General features: G+C 65.3%; 15 protein-coding genes. 6 read left to right on the top strand and 9 right to left on the bottom strand.

The features are described from left to right. Nucleotides 1–337: 337 nt before the first annotated feature. The 4 genes from FIU94_RS09100 (at nt 338) to FIU94_RS09115 (ending at nt 4,118) form a co-directional block, all read left to right on the top strand. Nucleotides 338–1,039 carry an autoinducer binding domain-containing protein gene (locus FIU94_RS09100; RefSeq protein ID WP_254702493.1) on the top strand — a complete coding sequence of 234 codons (702 nt, stop codon included), beginning with the start codon at nt 338–340 and terminating at the stop codon, nt 1,037–1,039. A 164-nt stretch (nt 1,040–1,203) separates the two neighbouring features. Then, nucleotides 1,204–1,839: an acyl-homoserine-lactone synthase gene (locus tag FIU94_RS09105; RefSeq protein WP_152465506.1), complete on the top strand. Its 636-nt coding sequence runs from the start codon at nt 1,204–1,206 to the stop codon at nt 1,837–1,839. A gap of 42 nt (nt 1,840–1,881) precedes the next feature. Beyond that, nucleotides 1,882–3,426, top strand: coding sequence for an ATP-dependent RecD-like DNA helicase (locus FIU94_RS09110; RefSeq protein ID WP_152465507.1), 1,545 nt, complete (start codon nt 1,882–1,884; stop codon nt 3,424–3,426). Next, the gene (locus tag FIU94_RS09115; protein ID WP_152465508.1) at nt 3,423–4,118 is read left to right on the top strand and encodes an SDR family oxidoreductase; all 696 of its coding nucleotides are present in this window, start codon (nt 3,423–3,425) and stop codon (nt 4,116–4,118) included. Before FIU94_RS09110 ends, FIU94_RS09115 begins: the two co-directional genes overlap by 4 nt. Here the strand turns inward: FIU94_RS09115 and FIU94_RS09120 are convergent. Together FIU94_RS09120 and FIU94_RS09125 are read right to left on the bottom strand one after the other, a co-directional pair. Further along, nucleotides 4,115–4,879: a TIGR02186 family protein gene (locus tag FIU94_RS09120; protein WP_172975877.1), complete on the bottom strand. Its 765-nt coding sequence runs from the start codon at nt 4,877–4,879 to the stop codon at nt 4,115–4,117. The two genes, FIU94_RS09115 and FIU94_RS09120, sit on opposite strands and share 4 nt — an antisense overlap. Beyond that, entirely contained in the window at nt 4,879–5,793 is a 915-nt protein-coding gene (locus tag FIU94_RS09125) for a sulfite exporter TauE/SafE family protein (RefSeq protein ID WP_152465510.1), read from the bottom strand. The genes FIU94_RS09120 and FIU94_RS09125 overlap by 1 nt, the downstream gene beginning before the upstream one ends. A gap of 171 nt (nt 5,794–5,964) precedes the next feature. Between FIU94_RS09125 and FIU94_RS09130 the strand changes: the two genes are divergently transcribed. Continuing rightward, the gene (locus FIU94_RS09130) at nt 5,965–7,104 is read left to right on the top strand and encodes an endonuclease/exonuclease/phosphatase family protein (RefSeq protein WP_152465511.1); all 1,140 of its coding nucleotides are present in this window, start codon (nt 5,965–5,967) and stop codon (nt 7,102–7,104) included. A gap of 44 nt (nt 7,105–7,148) precedes the next feature. Here the strand turns inward: FIU94_RS09130 and FIU94_RS09135 are convergent, their stop codons facing one another. The 7 genes from FIU94_RS09135 to FIU94_RS09165 form a co-directional block, all read right to left on the bottom strand. Beyond that, nucleotides 7,149–8,117, bottom strand: coding sequence for an ABC transporter permease (locus FIU94_RS09135; RefSeq protein ID WP_152465512.1), 969 nt, complete (start codon nt 8,115–8,117; stop codon nt 7,149–7,151). Nucleotides 8,118–8,125: 8 nt separating this feature from the next. Beyond that, nucleotides 8,126–9,247, bottom strand: coding sequence for an ABC transporter permease (locus tag FIU94_RS09140; protein WP_152465513.1), 1,122 nt, complete (start codon nt 9,245–9,247; stop codon nt 8,126–8,128). Between the two features lies 1 nt (nt 9,248). After that, complete coding sequence (locus FIU94_RS09145) at nt 9,249–10,874, bottom strand: ABC transporter ATP-binding protein (protein WP_152465514.1); 1,626 nt, start codon at nt 10,872–10,874, stop codon at nt 9,249–9,251. A gap of 4 nt (nt 10,875–10,878) precedes the next feature. Beyond that, nucleotides 10,879–11,874, bottom strand: coding sequence for a BMP family protein (locus FIU94_RS09150; RefSeq protein ID WP_152465515.1), 996 nt, complete (start codon nt 11,872–11,874; stop codon nt 10,879–10,881). 98 nt (nt 11,875–11,972) lie between these two features. Further along, entirely contained in the window at nt 11,973–12,437 is a 465-nt protein-coding gene (gene rimI, locus FIU94_RS09155; protein WP_254702494.1) for a ribosomal protein S18-alanine N-acetyltransferase, read from the bottom strand. Beyond that, complete coding sequence (gene tsaB / locus FIU94_RS09160) at nt 12,434–13,060, bottom strand: tRNA (adenosine(37)-N6)-threonylcarbamoyltransferase complex dimerization subunit type 1 TsaB (RefSeq protein ID WP_152465516.1); 627 nt, start codon at nt 13,058–13,060, stop codon at nt 12,434–12,436. The genes rimI and tsaB overlap by 4 nt, the downstream gene beginning before the upstream one ends. After that, the gene (locus tag FIU94_RS09165; protein WP_152465517.1) at nt 13,053–13,613 is read right to left on the bottom strand and encodes a NifU family protein; all 561 of its coding nucleotides are present in this window, start codon (nt 13,611–13,613) and stop codon (nt 13,053–13,055) included. Before FIU94_RS09165 ends, tsaB begins: the two co-directional genes overlap by 8 nt. A 232-nt stretch (nt 13,614–13,845) precedes the next feature. Between FIU94_RS09165 and FIU94_RS09170 the strand changes: the two genes are divergently transcribed. Next, nucleotides 13,846–14,205 carry a hypothetical protein gene (locus tag FIU94_RS09170; RefSeq protein ID WP_152465518.1) on the top strand — a complete coding sequence of 120 codons (360 nt, stop codon included), beginning with the start codon at nt 13,846–13,848 and terminating at the stop codon, nt 14,203–14,205. Nucleotides 14,206–14,216: the final 11 nt, after the last annotated feature.

Here is a 14,216-nt window from a genome sequence, read left to right on the forward strand (position 1 = left end):
TCGCGGGCGTTTTCTTGTCTGCCGATGGGGCGTTTCAACTCAGGGACTTGCGGTTTGGGCCCCCCGCCATTTCTGGGGAGGGGAAAGAGGGGAATTTTCTGCAGAAATTGCTACATGTTATGGTTGCGTTAATCTGTCATTAACCATTTGAGGGCGAGTTATACAGTGACAAATGATTGGATCCTGGACGTTCTAGCCGACCTCAAGGTGTATGCCGCGTCAAGCAAGCTGACCGCACTTGCGGAACAACTGGATGATGCTGCCCTCGTGGCTCTGGCCGAGATCGCCGCTCTGGAAGAGAGGAAGCAGAGTAGACGACATGGTCAAGAAAAGGCAGATGGATTCCATTCTGGAGGCGCTGGAACGAACTGATTCTCTCGACGGGCTGCAACGCGCGACAGAAGAGCTGCGGAATCTTCTGGGCGTGGACCATGTGATTTATCATTGGGTCGATTCCACGGGGGAGCAATACGGCTGCGGGACCTATTCCGAAGCCTGGAAGGAACGCTATATCGCGCAGGGCTACCTGCGTGTCGACCCGGTGGTGATTGGCTGCTACCAGCGGTTTCATCCGGTGGACTGGAAGCGGCTGGACTGGGCGTCCAAGGCTGCCCGCGCCTTCATGGCGGACGCGCTGGAATACGGCGTCGGCAATCAGGGGCTGTCGGTGCCATTGCGCGGGCCGAACGGGCAGTTTGCCTTGTTTACGGTAAACCACAGTTGTTCGGATGCGGAGTGGGCAGATTTCACGACGACTCATCGGCGAGAGCTAATCCTGATCGCGCATTTCCTGAACGACAAGGCGCTGGAGCTGGAACCGGACCGCACGCCGGAGACGCACCAGCCGCTTTCGCCGCGAGAGGTGGACGCGATGACCCTGCTGGCAGCGGGCCACAGCCGCGCACAGGTCGCCGACCGGCTTCAGATTTCAGAGCACACGCTGCGGGTCTACATCGAAAGCGCCCGGTTCAAGCTGGGGGCGATGAACACCACCCACGCGGTGGCACGCGCGTTGAGCCGGGGGCTGATCGTAGTGTGACGGCGACCGCGCAGGGGCGCCGCCTGGGCTGGCCCCCTGGGGATCGCCAGACCCCACGGTCGGCGCCTGTTGCGCATATTCGCCAACCGGCGCGCGCGGTGCTTTCCGGATGTTAACTAGCATTCGGCTAGGGCTCGGGCTTCTTGTTCAAAGCGGAGAAGCCCATGCTGCGTTATCTTTATGCCGACCAATTGCACCGACATCCCCGGCTGGCGCGGCAGATGTTCGAGGACAGGGCGGCGCAGTTCGCCCATCGCCTGGGCTGGGACGTGGAGGTCGACGCGGCAGGTGAGGAGCGCGACGCATACGACGCGATGAACCCGCTCTACGTGATCTGGGAAGAGCAGAACGGCCGTCATGGTGGCTCCATGCGGTTTCTGCCCACCACCGGGCCGGTCATGGTGAACGATCATTTCGGGCACCTGATCTCTGGCCCGGTGTGCAGCCCGCTGATCTGGGAATGCACACGTTTTTGCCTGGCCCAGGGGGCGGGACCGCATGTGGCGGCGGCACTCATGCTGGCGGGCGGCGAGATCATGCATGGCTTTGGCATCAGGCATTTCGTCGGGGTCTTTGATGCCCGGATGGTGCGGATCTACCGTATGATCGGATCCAGCCCCGACGTGCTGGGCGCCGCCGGGCAGGGGCGCGACAGGATCAGCGTGGGGCTATGGGGCTTTTGCGGCGCGGCACAGGAAAGGGTTGCGCGGCGGGCCGGGATCAGCCCCGAACAGTCACGTTTCTGGTTCGACCAGGCTTTCGGCAGCCAAATGCCCGCCGTTTTGCAGCAAACCGCCTGAACCGGCTGGCCCCCGTTGGCGGGCTCGCCTAATGTCGCGGCCATGAACAAGCCCGCGCTCATCTATTCCGAAGACCAGGCCGCCGCCCATGACGGCGTGTCCGAAATGCTGCGCGGCGCTGGGATTGATCTGGAAGACAGCCTGTTGATGCCGCCCCCCGGCGGCGCGGACCGGGTGATGGCGGTGACTGGAAAGGCGGGGTCGGGCAAGACTCTGCTGCTGGCGGAACTCTACAAGGCGCTGGAAGGCGCCGGGGTCGAGGTCGTCTCGGGTGATTACGAAAGCCGCAAGCGCCGCGACAAGCGCACGCTTGCGATTCTCGCGCCCACGAACAAGGCGGCGAGCGTGCTGCGCCTGCGCGGGGTGCCGGCGACGACGATCCATCGCATCCTTTACACCCCGGTTTACGACCCCGAGTATGAGCGGATCGCGGAATGGCTGGCAGGCAATGGCGAGCGGCCCGTGGACGTGGAGGGGCTGACGGAGCTGGCGCTGGACCGCGCGGCAGCGTTTTACGCGAACAACAAATCGATCCCCGGCGCCCTGGCGGCGGCGGGGCTGCGCGGGTCGGATTTCATCACAGGCTGGAAACGGCGCGAGGAGCCGCTGGATATCGGCTTTGTCGATGAGGCGTCGATGCTGGACGACAAACAGTTCGAGGATCTGAAAGAGATTTTCCCGACCCTGTTGCTGTTCGGGGACCCCGCCCAGCTGGCGCCGGTGAACCAGTCCGGGACGATGGTGTTCGACCGGCTGCCCGAAAAACGGGTGATGAACCTGAACCGGATCTTCCGGCAGGACGCGGACAATCCGATCCTGGATCTGGCCCACGCGCTGGCCGACCCCGATATCGGCTTTGAACGGTTCGAGCGGATGGTCGAAGAGACCGCACGCGGCGACGATCGTGTGGTCTGGGGCCAGCGGGTAGAGGTGGACCTGATGGCGCGGTCCCCGGTGCTGGTCTGGCGCAATGCCACGCGCATCCGGCTGATCAATGCGTTCCGCCAGGTCCATGGCGCGCCGGAGGATGCCCTGCTGGAGGGCGAGCCGCTGATCTGCGACGGGCTGGAGCTGCCGCTCAAGCACCGCAAGAAGCGGCTGGATCTGGAGGCGCGGGGCCTGATCAAGGGGGCGCAGGTGATCTATCTGGGCGAAGGACGCAAGCCCGGCTTCAGCCGGTTGCACGTCATGGGCGCCGAGGACCCTCAGGTGAGTGCCGCCAGCATCGTGAAGATCGAAAAGCCGGACGAGGAAGAGCCCTTCATCCCCTTTGCGGCCCGTATGGGGGCGACCTTTCTGCATGGGGCGGCGGTGACGATCCACAAGGCGCAGGGGTCGCAATGGGAAACGGTGCAGGTCTTTGCCCCTGATCTCTACGCCGCCGCGCGCATGGGCCGGATGGAGGCAGGCCAGCCGCTGTGGAAGCGTCTGGCCTATGTGGCGATTACCCGGGCGCAGGAGCGTCTGATCTGGGTGGTCCGCAACCGCCTGTCCAAGCCCGGTGGGCCGCTGGCCGTGGACGATCTGCGCAGCCAGCCGGTGGCGCCGCTGTCGCTGGAAACCACCACGGAGGAGGGTCTGTCATGAAGCGCATCATCGTCACTGGCGCCAGTTCCGGGATCGGCCGGGCCACCGCAGAGCTGTTCCTGGAGAAGGGCTGGCGCGTGGGGCTGATCGCCCGTCGGGCCGAGATGCTGGATGAGATGGCCGAGGCCCACGAAAACGCGGTCTCGCTGCCCGCCGATGTGACGGATGCCGCCGCCATGGCCCGTGCCTTTGAGGCGTTCGGGCCGCTCGATGTCCTGTTCAACAACGCGGGCATCTTCGGCGCATCCGGTCCGATCGACGAGATCCCGCTGGAGAACTGGGAGCAGGTGATGGGCGTGAACCTGCACGGCATGTTCATCGCAGCCCGCCTCGCCTTCGGCGCGATGCGCGCGCGGGGCGGCGGGCGGATCATCAACAACGGCTCGCTTTCGGCGCATGTGCCGCGGCCCGGTTCGGTCTGCTACACCACGACGAAACATGCGATCACGGGGCTGACCCGGTCGCTGTCGCTGGATGGGCGGCCTTTCGGGATTGCCTGTGGCCAGATCGACATCGGCAACGCGGAAACCGACATGGTCGCCCGCCTGAAGGATCAGAACCCCGGCATGGACACGATGGATGTGCGCCATGCGGCCAACTCGGTCCTGCACATGGCCCAGCTGCCGCTTGATGCGAATGTGCAGTTCCTGACCGTCATGGCGACGAACATGCCCTTTATCGGGCGGGGCTAGCGGCGCAGCGCGGTAAATACGGCTGACGCCCCCAGGCCCGCGCCGATGGCGATCACCAGCGACATCAGTCCGTAGAGAAACGCGTTTTCGCGGGACAGGTTGAACAGCCACCGCTCCATCCCGACCTTTCGGACGTCGATGCCGGTGTCGTACTTGGCGACCACCTCGCCGCCGCGGGTGAGAAAGATGCGCGTGGCATAGGTGCCTTCGGTCAGGGCGGCGGGCAGGCGCACGGCGGCGCGAAACAGCGTGTCCTCGTCCAGTTTCACCCCTTCCTCGATCACCTGATACTGGTCGTTCCGCGTGCGGATGCGGATCAGCGCCTCGGTGAACAGGGCGGCGTTGTCGATGCTCATGGGGGCCCCGACCGAGCGGATCGCGCGGGGGATCGAGATCTTGTGGCGCAGGTCCTCCACCCGTGTCAGCAATTCGTCCAGCGGGGCGGATGTGACCACGGCGTAGTAGCTGGGCGCACGGTCGACCTCGACCGCGTCCGTGTTGATCCAGATCCCGAAACGCCGTTCCTTGCGCCGGACCAGAACGGGCTTTGACGGGCCGGAGACGGTGACGATCACGCCCAGCTTACCGTCTTCAGGCGGGGGCGCATCGCGTTTGACGGCGCCGTAGACCAGGATTTCGGACCCGTCGAAGTTTGTCGTGATCGACACTTCGGCCTGGCTGAGCCCCAGCACGATTTCCTCTGCCCGAAGGGTCTGGGCGGTGATCAGCACGAGGGCGGCCATGACGCAGAGCAGGCGCATCACGAGACCTCAACCGGGCCGATGGAATAGAGTTCCGCCGGTTCCAGCAGCAGATCCAGCCCCAGTTTTGCGCAGACGCCCAGCACCAGCAGCGCCAGCAGGATGCGCAGCTGTTCTGCCTTCATCTTGACCCCGATGCGGGTGCCCACCTGCGCGCCCAGCACGCCGCCCAGCAGCAGCAGCACCGCGAGCACCACATCGACGGTATAGTTGGTGGTCGCATGCAGCATGGTGGTGAAGGCGGTGACAAAGATGATCTGGAACAGCGAGGTGCCGATCACCACCTTGGTCGGCATCCCCAGCAGGTAGATCATCGCGGGCACCATGATGAAGCCGCCGCCGACGCCCATGATCGCGGCCAGAATGCCCACCAGAATGCCCACCATCACCGGCGGGATCACCGAGATATAGAGGCCCGACACCCGAAAGCGCATCTTGAACGGCAGGCCGTGCACGCGGTTGTGTTTCTTGCGGGCGGGTGGTTTGCCCGATTTCACATTGCGGATGGCGCGCAGGGATTCCGCAAACATCAGCGCCCCGATGATGCCCAGGAAGACGACGTAGAACAGCCGCACCAGCAGATCCACCTGGCCGAGCGACCGAAGGTAGTTGAACAGCAGGATACCGAGGGCCGCGCCGAACAGGCCCCCGATCAGCAGCACCGTCCCCATGCGCAGATCGACCGTACGTCGCCTGAAATGCGCGAGCACGCCCGAGAAGGACGAGGCGACGATCTGTGTCGCACCCGTGGCGACGGCCACAGCGGGCGGGATGCCGATGAAGAACAACAGCGGGGTCAGAAGAAAGCCGCCGCCCACGCCGAACATGCCCGACAAAATGCCCACCAGTCCGCCAAGCCCGAGCACGAGGAATGCGTTGACCGAGACTTCGGCGATGGGCAGGTAGATTTGCATGCGCTCCATTAGCGCAGGTCGCCGCGCAAAATCAACTGCCCTCGCTGCTGCGCAGCAATCAGGACCGATGGAGTGTGCTGAACTGGTCCTATTTTCCGCAGGCCGATTTCAACCGTGGGTTTGGCCGGTTCGTGGTATCCTGCGGCCATTGAAAGCCAAAGGATCAGCCAAATGCGTATTGCCGCCTACAATGTCGAGAACCTGTTCGACCGCGCCCGTGTCTTCAACGATGAAAACGGCAGCCATCAGGACGTGCTGGATGCCCATGCCGAGATCAACACATTGTTTGAAAAGCCGGAGTATACGGCCGCTGACAAGGCGCGGATGCTGGTGCTGCTGACCCGGCTGGGGATGTTGAACGACAATGAAGGGCCCTATGTGCGGTTGCGCCGGATCCGCGGGCAGCTGATCCGGCGGCCCCGTGACCGCGACACCCCGCGCGAGATCGTGGCGGACGGGCGCGAGGACTGGATCGGCTGGGTGGAGCTGAAGACCGAAACGGTGGACGCCACCGCGATGTTGCTGACCGCGCGGGTCATCTTCGACGTCGGCGCCGACATTCTGGCGATGATCGAGGCCGAAAGCCGACCCGTGCTGAAGACCTTTCAGGAGATCATGGCCCGCAAGCTGGACCTGCCCGAGACCTACGCCCATGTGATGCTGATCGACGGCAACGACCGGCGGGGCATCGACGTGGGGCTGGCCACGCGGGCGGGCTATCCCATCGGGCCGATGCTGAGCCATGCGGACGACCTGACGCCGGATGGCCACCCGATCTTCAGCCGCGACTGTCCCGAGTACGAGGTCGCCACCCCGGGCGGAGAGACGGTGACAGTGCTGGTCAACCACTTCAAAAGCAAGTTCGGCGGCAACGACGCCCGGTCGCGCGCGAAACGGCGGGCGCAGGCGCAGGCGGTGGCGGGCTATTACCAGCGGCTGCGCGCGGCGGGGCAGGACCGTGTGGTGGTGCTGGGCGACCTGAACGACACGCCCGACAGCGCCGAACTGGCACCGCTGCTGGAGACCGATCTGCGCGACGCCTCTGCCCATCCGGCCTTCACGCAGGTCGAATTCCGCGCCTACAACGGGCAGCGCGGGATCGGGACCTTCGGGCTGGGCAACGACGACGACAAGATTGACTACCTGCTGCTGTCACCTGCGCTGTTCGACCGGATGACGGGCGGTGGTCTGTACCGGAAAGGCGCCTGGCCCGGCTCTCGCCCGCCACGCTGGGAGGTCTATCCGGAGTTGACCGCGCCGCATCACGCGGCGTCGGATCATCATCTGATCTGGGCGGACATCGACCTCTGAGCCGGGGGCGCCTGGCTGTTCTGAAACGCCGGTATCCGGCGCCGTCAGCGTTCCTTGACGTAGGGCGCGCCACCGGCACGGGGGGGCACCGCCTTGCCCACGAAACCGGCGAGGATGATCACCGTCATGACATAGGGCAGACCGCCCAGCAGCGGGCCGGGGACCTTCAGCCCGATCAGGGCGGTGATCACGTCGGGCCGGGTTTCCAGCGCGCCGAAGAGGCCGAACAGCAGGGTCGCCCAAAGCGCGTACCACGGCCGCCACTTGGCAAAGATCAACGCGGCCAGCGCGATAAAGCCGCGCCCCGCCGACATGTCCTTGACGAAGCCGGCCTGCAGGGCGGTGCTGAGATAGGCACCGGCAATGCCGCAGAGCACGCCGCAGATCAGCACGGCGGCATAGCGCAGCCCGACGACAGAGACGCCTGCGGTGTCCACCGCAGCGGGGTTTTCGCCGACGGCGCGCAGGCGCAGGCCAAACCGGGTGCGGAACAGCACCCACCAGGTCAGCGGCACGGCAAGAAAGGCGATATAGACCAGGACCGAATGCCCCGAGATCAGCTCGGCATAGAGCGGGCCGATCACCGGCACGTCCGCTATGGCATCGGCGCCGGGCAGGGTAATTCCCTCGAACCTTGCGTTGCCGGTCAGGCCCGGTGTGCGACCGCCCTGACGGAACCAGTCCTGGGCGACCAGCACGGTCATGCCCGCCGCCAGCAGGTTGATCGCCACGCCCGAAATCAGCTGGTTGCCGCGAAAGGTGATCGAGGCGACGCCGTGGATCGCCGCCAGCACCAGCGAGGCCGCGATGCCGCCCAGCAGGCCGACCCAGGCCGATCCGGTCAGATAGGCCACGGCGGCGGTAAAGAAGGCGGCGGCCAGCATCTTGCCTTCCAGCCCGATGTCGAAGATGCCCGCGCGTTCCGAAAACAGGCCCGCAAGGCAGGCCAGCAACAGCGGCGTGGCGAAACGCACGGTGGAATCGAGCAGCTGGATCAGGGTGATATAGTCCATTGTTCCGCTTACTCCGCCGGTTTGCGATCTGGGCCGGGTGCGCGGCGCAGGCGGCGCGCCAGAAACAGCCGTTCCAGCGGCATCCGCACCATGTTGTCCAGCGCCCCGGTAAACAGGATCACCAGCGCCTGGATCACCACGATCAGCTCGCGCGGGATCGACGTCCACAGCGCCAGTTCCGCGCCGCCCTGATAGAGAAATCCGAACAGGATCGCGGCGATGACCACGCCCAGAGGATGGCTGCGGCCCATGAGCGCCACGGCGATGCCGATGAAACCGGCGCCTTCGGTCGAGTTCAACAGCAGTTTCTCGGCCTCGCCCATGACGGTGTTGACCCCCATCAACCCGGCCAGCGCGCCCGAGATCAGCATGGTGATCACGGTGATGCGCACCGGATTGATCCCGGCGTATTTCGCCGCCGATTCCGAATGGCCGAAGGCGCGGATCTCGTATCCCAGCCGGGTGCGCCACATCAGCACCCAGACCGCAGAGGCGCTGACCAGCGCGATCAGGAAGGTCACATTGACGCTGTCGTCCTTCGAGGCGCGGAACCCCATGCTGCCAAGCACGGAATTCAGCGTCGGCAGGTCGAGATGCGGCGCGAAACGCGCGCTGGAGGGATCGGCCTGCCCCACGGGTTTGAGGAATTCGTTCAGCAGGTAGATCAGCAAGGCGGAGGCGATGAAGTTGAACATGATCGTGGTGATCACGATATGGCTGCCCCGCTTGGCCTGCAGGTAGGCGGGGATAAAGGCCCATGCGGCGCCGAAGATCGCGGCGCCCAGCGACGCGGCCAACAGCCCGATGGTCCAGTGCGGCCAGGGAATGAACAAGAGCGCCAGCGCCACGCCCAGCCCGCCCAGCATCGCCTGGCCTTCGCCGCCGATGTTGAACAGCCGCGCATGAAAGGCCACCGCAACGGCAAGCCCGGTGAAGATGAAATTCGTCGCGTAGTAGAGCGTATAGCCCCAGCCGCGCACCGACCCGACGGCACCCTCTACCATCAGCTTGGTTGCCGCGATGGGGTCCTCTCCGATGGCGATGATCACCAGCGCCGAAATGATCGCGGCGAGGATCAGCGAAATCAGCGGCACCAGGATCACCTCGGCCCATTTCGGCATCACGTCCATATCAGGCTCCCTTGTCCGCGGCGTGGACGTGGGCGAGGTTGGCCTCGATCTCTTCCACGGCATGTTCGTGTTCGGTGTCGGTGATGCCCGCCATCAGCAGGCCCAGTTCCGCCTCGCTGGTCTCGGCGGGCAGGCGTTCGCCCATGATGCGGCCATCGAACATGACCGCGATGCGGTCCGACAGGGCCAGAATTTCCTCAAGCTCGACAGAGACCAGCAGCACCGCCTTGCCCTCGTCGCGAAGCGCGACGACCTGTTCGTGGATGAATTCGATCGCCCCGATGTCCACACCCCGCGTGGGCTGGCCGATCAGCAGCAGGTCGGGGTTGCGCTCGATCTCGCGGGCGAGCACGACCTTTTGCTGGTTGCCGCCGGAAAAGTTCTTGGCCGCCAGCCGCGGATTCGGGGGGCGCACGTCAAACCGCTGCATCTTTTCCGCCGTATCCTCGCGGATCGCCGCATTGTTCATCAGGAACCCGGTATTGTACGCCGGGTCGTCGTGGTAGCCGAAGGCGGTGTTTTCCCAGGCCTGGAAATCCATGATCAGGCCCTCGCGCTGGCGGTCTTCGGGCACATGTGCGATGCCGCTCTTGCGCCGTGTCTTGCCGTCGGATTTCTTGCCCGTCACGTCCAGCGGCTGACCGTTCAGAAGCGCGGTGCCCTGACCGGCCCTGATGCCGCCCAGCACTTCCAGCAGTTCGGACTGCCCGTTGCCCGCGACACCGGCGATGCCCAGGATCTCGCCTGCGCGCACCTTCAGGTCGATGCCGCGCAGCCGTTCGACGCCGTTGGAATCGACCACGCGCAAGCCTTGCACGTCCAGCACCACCTCGCCGGGCCTGGCCGGTGTCTTGTCCACGCGCAGCAGCACCTTGCGGCCCACCATCAGCTCCGCCAGCTCGGCCGGAGAGGTGTCTGCCGTCTTGACCGTTGCGGTCATTTCGCCACGGCGCATGACGCTGACCGTGTCGGTGATGTCCATGATCTCGCGCAGCTTGTGGGTGATCAGGATGATCGTCTTGCCCTCTTCGCGCAGCCGGGCAAGGATGCGGAACAACTGGTCCGCCTCTGCCGGGGTCAAGACGCCTGTGGGCTCGTCCAGGATCAGGATGTCCGCCTGCCGGTACAGCGCCTTGAGGATCTCGACCCGCTGCTGCATGCCCACGCCGATGTCCTCGATCCGGGCGTCGGGGTCCACGTTCAGCCCATAGTCGGCGGCCAGTTCCACCAGCGACCGGCGTGCCTTGGCCAGCGAGGGGGTCAGCATCCGCCCGTCCTCGGCCCCGAGGATGATGTTTTCAAGAACGGTGAAATTTTCGACCAGTTTGAAGTGCTGGAACACCATGCCGATGCCGCTGGCAATGGCCGCCTGGCTGTCGGTGATATTGGCCTTGCGACCGGAGATGAAGATCTCGCCCTTGTCCGCCTTGTAGAAGCCGTAGAGGATCGACATGAGCGTCGACTTGCCCGCGCCGTTTTCGCCGATGATGCCGTGGATCGTCCCCGGCATGACGCGGATCGAGATGTCCTTGTTGGCCTGAACCGGGCCAAAAGCCTTGGAAATGCCTTTCAGCTCGATGGCCGGGGCAGCCGTTTCCGCCTGCCCCGTTGTCACATCCGCGGTCATGTCCTCAGAAGTCCAGTGCCGGGCAGCTGTCGTCGGACATGTAGTCGTGTACCTGAAGCGAGCCGTCCGCGATCTTGGCCGCAGCCTCGTCCACGGCGGTCTGCATCTCTTCGGTCACGAGGTCGGCGTTGTTTTCGTCCATCGCGTAGCCGATGCCGCCGTTGCCGACGCCCATGACGTTAAAGCCTTTTTCCATGCCTTCACCGTCCTTGAAGGCCTGATAGACGGCGTTGTCCACGCGCTTGAGCATGGAGGTCAGGACCTGGCCGGGATGCAGGTGGTTCTGGTTGCTGTCCACGCCGATGGACAGGATATCCTCGTCCGCGGCGGTTTGCAGCACGCCCACGCCGGTGCCGCCCGCGGCGGCATAGACCACGTCGGCGCCCTGGGAAATCTGCGCCTTGGTCAGTTCGGAGCCTTTCACGGGGTCGTTCCAGGCGGCAGGGGTGGTGCCGGTCATGTTGGCCAGCACCGTCGCGTCGGCGTTGGCCGCCTTGACGCCCTGGGCGTAGCCGCAGGCGAACTTGCGGATCAGCGGGATATCCATGCCGCCGATGAAACCGACGGTGCCGGACTCGGATGCCATGGCCGCCATCATGCCGACAAGGTAGGACCCTTCGTGTTCATTGAACACGACCGAGCGCACGTTGGGCTGGTCCACCACCATGTCGATGATCGCGAAATCGGTTTCGGGATAATCGGGCGCGACCTGGCTGAGCACGTCACCAAAGGCAAAGCCGGTCATCACGATCGGATTGTTGCCCGCTTCGGCAAAGCGGCGCAGGGCCTGTTCGCGCTGCGCTTCGGACTGGAGTTCGATCTCGCGGAAGCTTTCGCCGGTTTCGTCGGCCCAGCGTTGCGCCCCGGTAAAGGCGGCTTCGTTGAAGCTCTTGTCGAACTTGCCGCCGAGGTCGAAGATCAGCGCCGGTTCGGCCAGCGCGGCACCGGCGCTGAGCGCGGTGGCGGCGGCAGCGCCGAGGAATTTGGTCATAAGGGTCATGTCAGTCTCCCGGTTTCTCATGTTGGGGCAAGGCGCGCACGGCACCCGCCCGAGATCAGATGATCAGGATCAATTTAGGGCGCAGGCAGGGGGGAGGGTCAACCGCTTTCTGTGTTCGGCAGGGGCGAAACGGGAGGCTGACCACACGGAAAGCGGCGCTGCATGATCACGGCATCGGCATCGGGACCGGCAGCGCGGTGATAATAGGCGCGCCGCATGCTGACCACGGCAAAGCCGTGCCGTTCGTAGAGCGCGCGCGCGGCAGTATTGTCGGCGGCAACTTCGAGAAAGGCGGTGGCGGCACGGCCCTGCAGACTGTCGAGCCATCCGGTCAGCAGATACGCGCCGATGCCACGGCGCCGGTGGGCCGGGTCCACGGCGAGGGTCAGAAGCTCTGCCTCGTCGAGAATGAGGCGCGTCAGCGCGAAACCCTGCGGGTGGCTGTGCAGGCGCACATGCGGGCTGTCCAGCAGGCCGCGCATTTCATCGGCGGACCAGGGCCGGTCGGTGGTGAAGGCGGCGGCATGCAGCCGGGCCAGCGCATCGGGTGTGTCGGGTGTCACGGCAGGATGGTCGGTGGCGCGTCGCGCGCCGGGGCCGCGTCGGCGGGCCGCAGGTACAGCGGCGCGGGCCGGTCGGTGACGGTGGCGTAGCGCCCGGCGGTGAGCCGCGCGATGGCCTCGGCCACGGGGTCGCGCGGCGGCTGGCCTCCCGCGCCGATCAGCGGGCCGTTGAACACCGGCAGGGTGGCGGCATCGACCAGCTGGGGGCCATCGGGAAGTGACGGATTTTCAAAGCCTTGCAGGTAGACCTGTCCGCGCCGCGCATCCACGGCGCAGGCGCAGGGGCCGGTCGTGCCCAGCCGCAGCGCGTCAAAGCCTGAAACCCCCACCGCAGGCACACCCAGCCCCAGCGCCAGGCCGCGGGCGGCGGACACGCCGATGCGGATGCCGGTGAAATTGCCCGGACCGATGCCGACCCCGATGGCGTCCAGGTCCGCATAGGTCACGCCCGCCTCCTGCAACAGGTCGGCGCACAGACCCATCAGCCGCTCTGCCTGACCCTTGGCCATGTCCTCGTGTCGGCTGGCGCGCATTTGCCCGCCACACAGCAAAGCGACCGCGCAATGCGCGGCCGATGTGTCGAAAGCCAGGATCACAGGCCCGCTGTGGTCCGTATCAGGCAACCGGGCGCACCTCTGTCACCTCGGGGATATAATGGCGCAGCAGGTTCTCAATGCCCATCTTGAGCGTCAGCGTGGAGGACGGGCAACCGGCGCAGGCACCCTGCATGTGCAGATAGACGACGCCGCGCTCGAACCCGTGGAAGGTGATGTCGCCGCCGTCCTGGGCCACCGCGGGGCGCACACGGCTGTCCAGCAACTCCTTGATCTGGCCGACGATTTCGCCGTCTTCGCCGGAATGCTCGGCGTGCCCGGAGGTCGCCTTGTGATCGTCGGCCATCACGTTCTGGCCGGACTGGTAATGCTCCATGATCGCGCCCAGCAGGGCAGGCTTCACATGGTCCCATTCCACCGCGTCATCCTTTGTCACGGTGACAAAGTCGGTGCCGAAGAACACGCCGGTGACACCCTCGACGCCGAACAGCCGCGTCGCCAATGGCGAGTTCTGCGCCGCGTCGGCGGTCGGAAAATCGGCGGTCCCCATCTCAAGAACGGACTGGCCCGGCAGGAATTTCAGCGTCGCGGGGTTCGGCGTGGATTCGGTCTGGATAAACATCGTTTTTCCCTATCTCTGGTTGTCCTAGATATGCGGGCTGGGGCGGCGCGAGTCAAGGTGTCTGGAATGATTCTAAATTGGCGACCTGTGTGGCGGGGCATCGGCCAAGACCCGCTGAAACACGGTGAAATACCGTTTTGAGCTGGTGTGAAACAGGCGTATTCCATCGTGTATCGGGACATGAGTCGCGCCGCTAAGCCGCACTGCACTGTCCCTTTTCATGGAGAAAGAAATGGACATTGTCCTGGGGCTGAGCGTGGCAAGCGTGACGGTCCTGTTGTTCTGCTGGGCCTACGGCGCGCATCGCCGGGCGGTCCCGGCGCGCTGGACCGCGTGGCCGGGCGCCAGCATGTTGACCTGCGTGGCGCTGACGATGCTGGCACCGCTGAGCCTGGGCCTGTTCGTCAGGGCCGCCTTTGCGCCGGGCCGGGTGATCGGGACTTTTGACTGGGCACCCGCATTGGTCTGCATCGCCCTGATGGCGCTGGCCGCGATCATCGGTCCGGTGCTGTTCCGCTCTGCAAGACGCAGCCCGCAGGCGGTGGCCCTGAACACGGCGTCCCCCGCGCCTTTCACCGCCACAGCGGTCTGAGAGGACGGGCA

Source organism: Sulfitobacter sp. THAF37, from assembly GCF_009363555.1.
Lineage (GTDB): Bacteria > Pseudomonadota > Alphaproteobacteria > Rhodobacterales > Rhodobacteraceae > Sulfitobacter.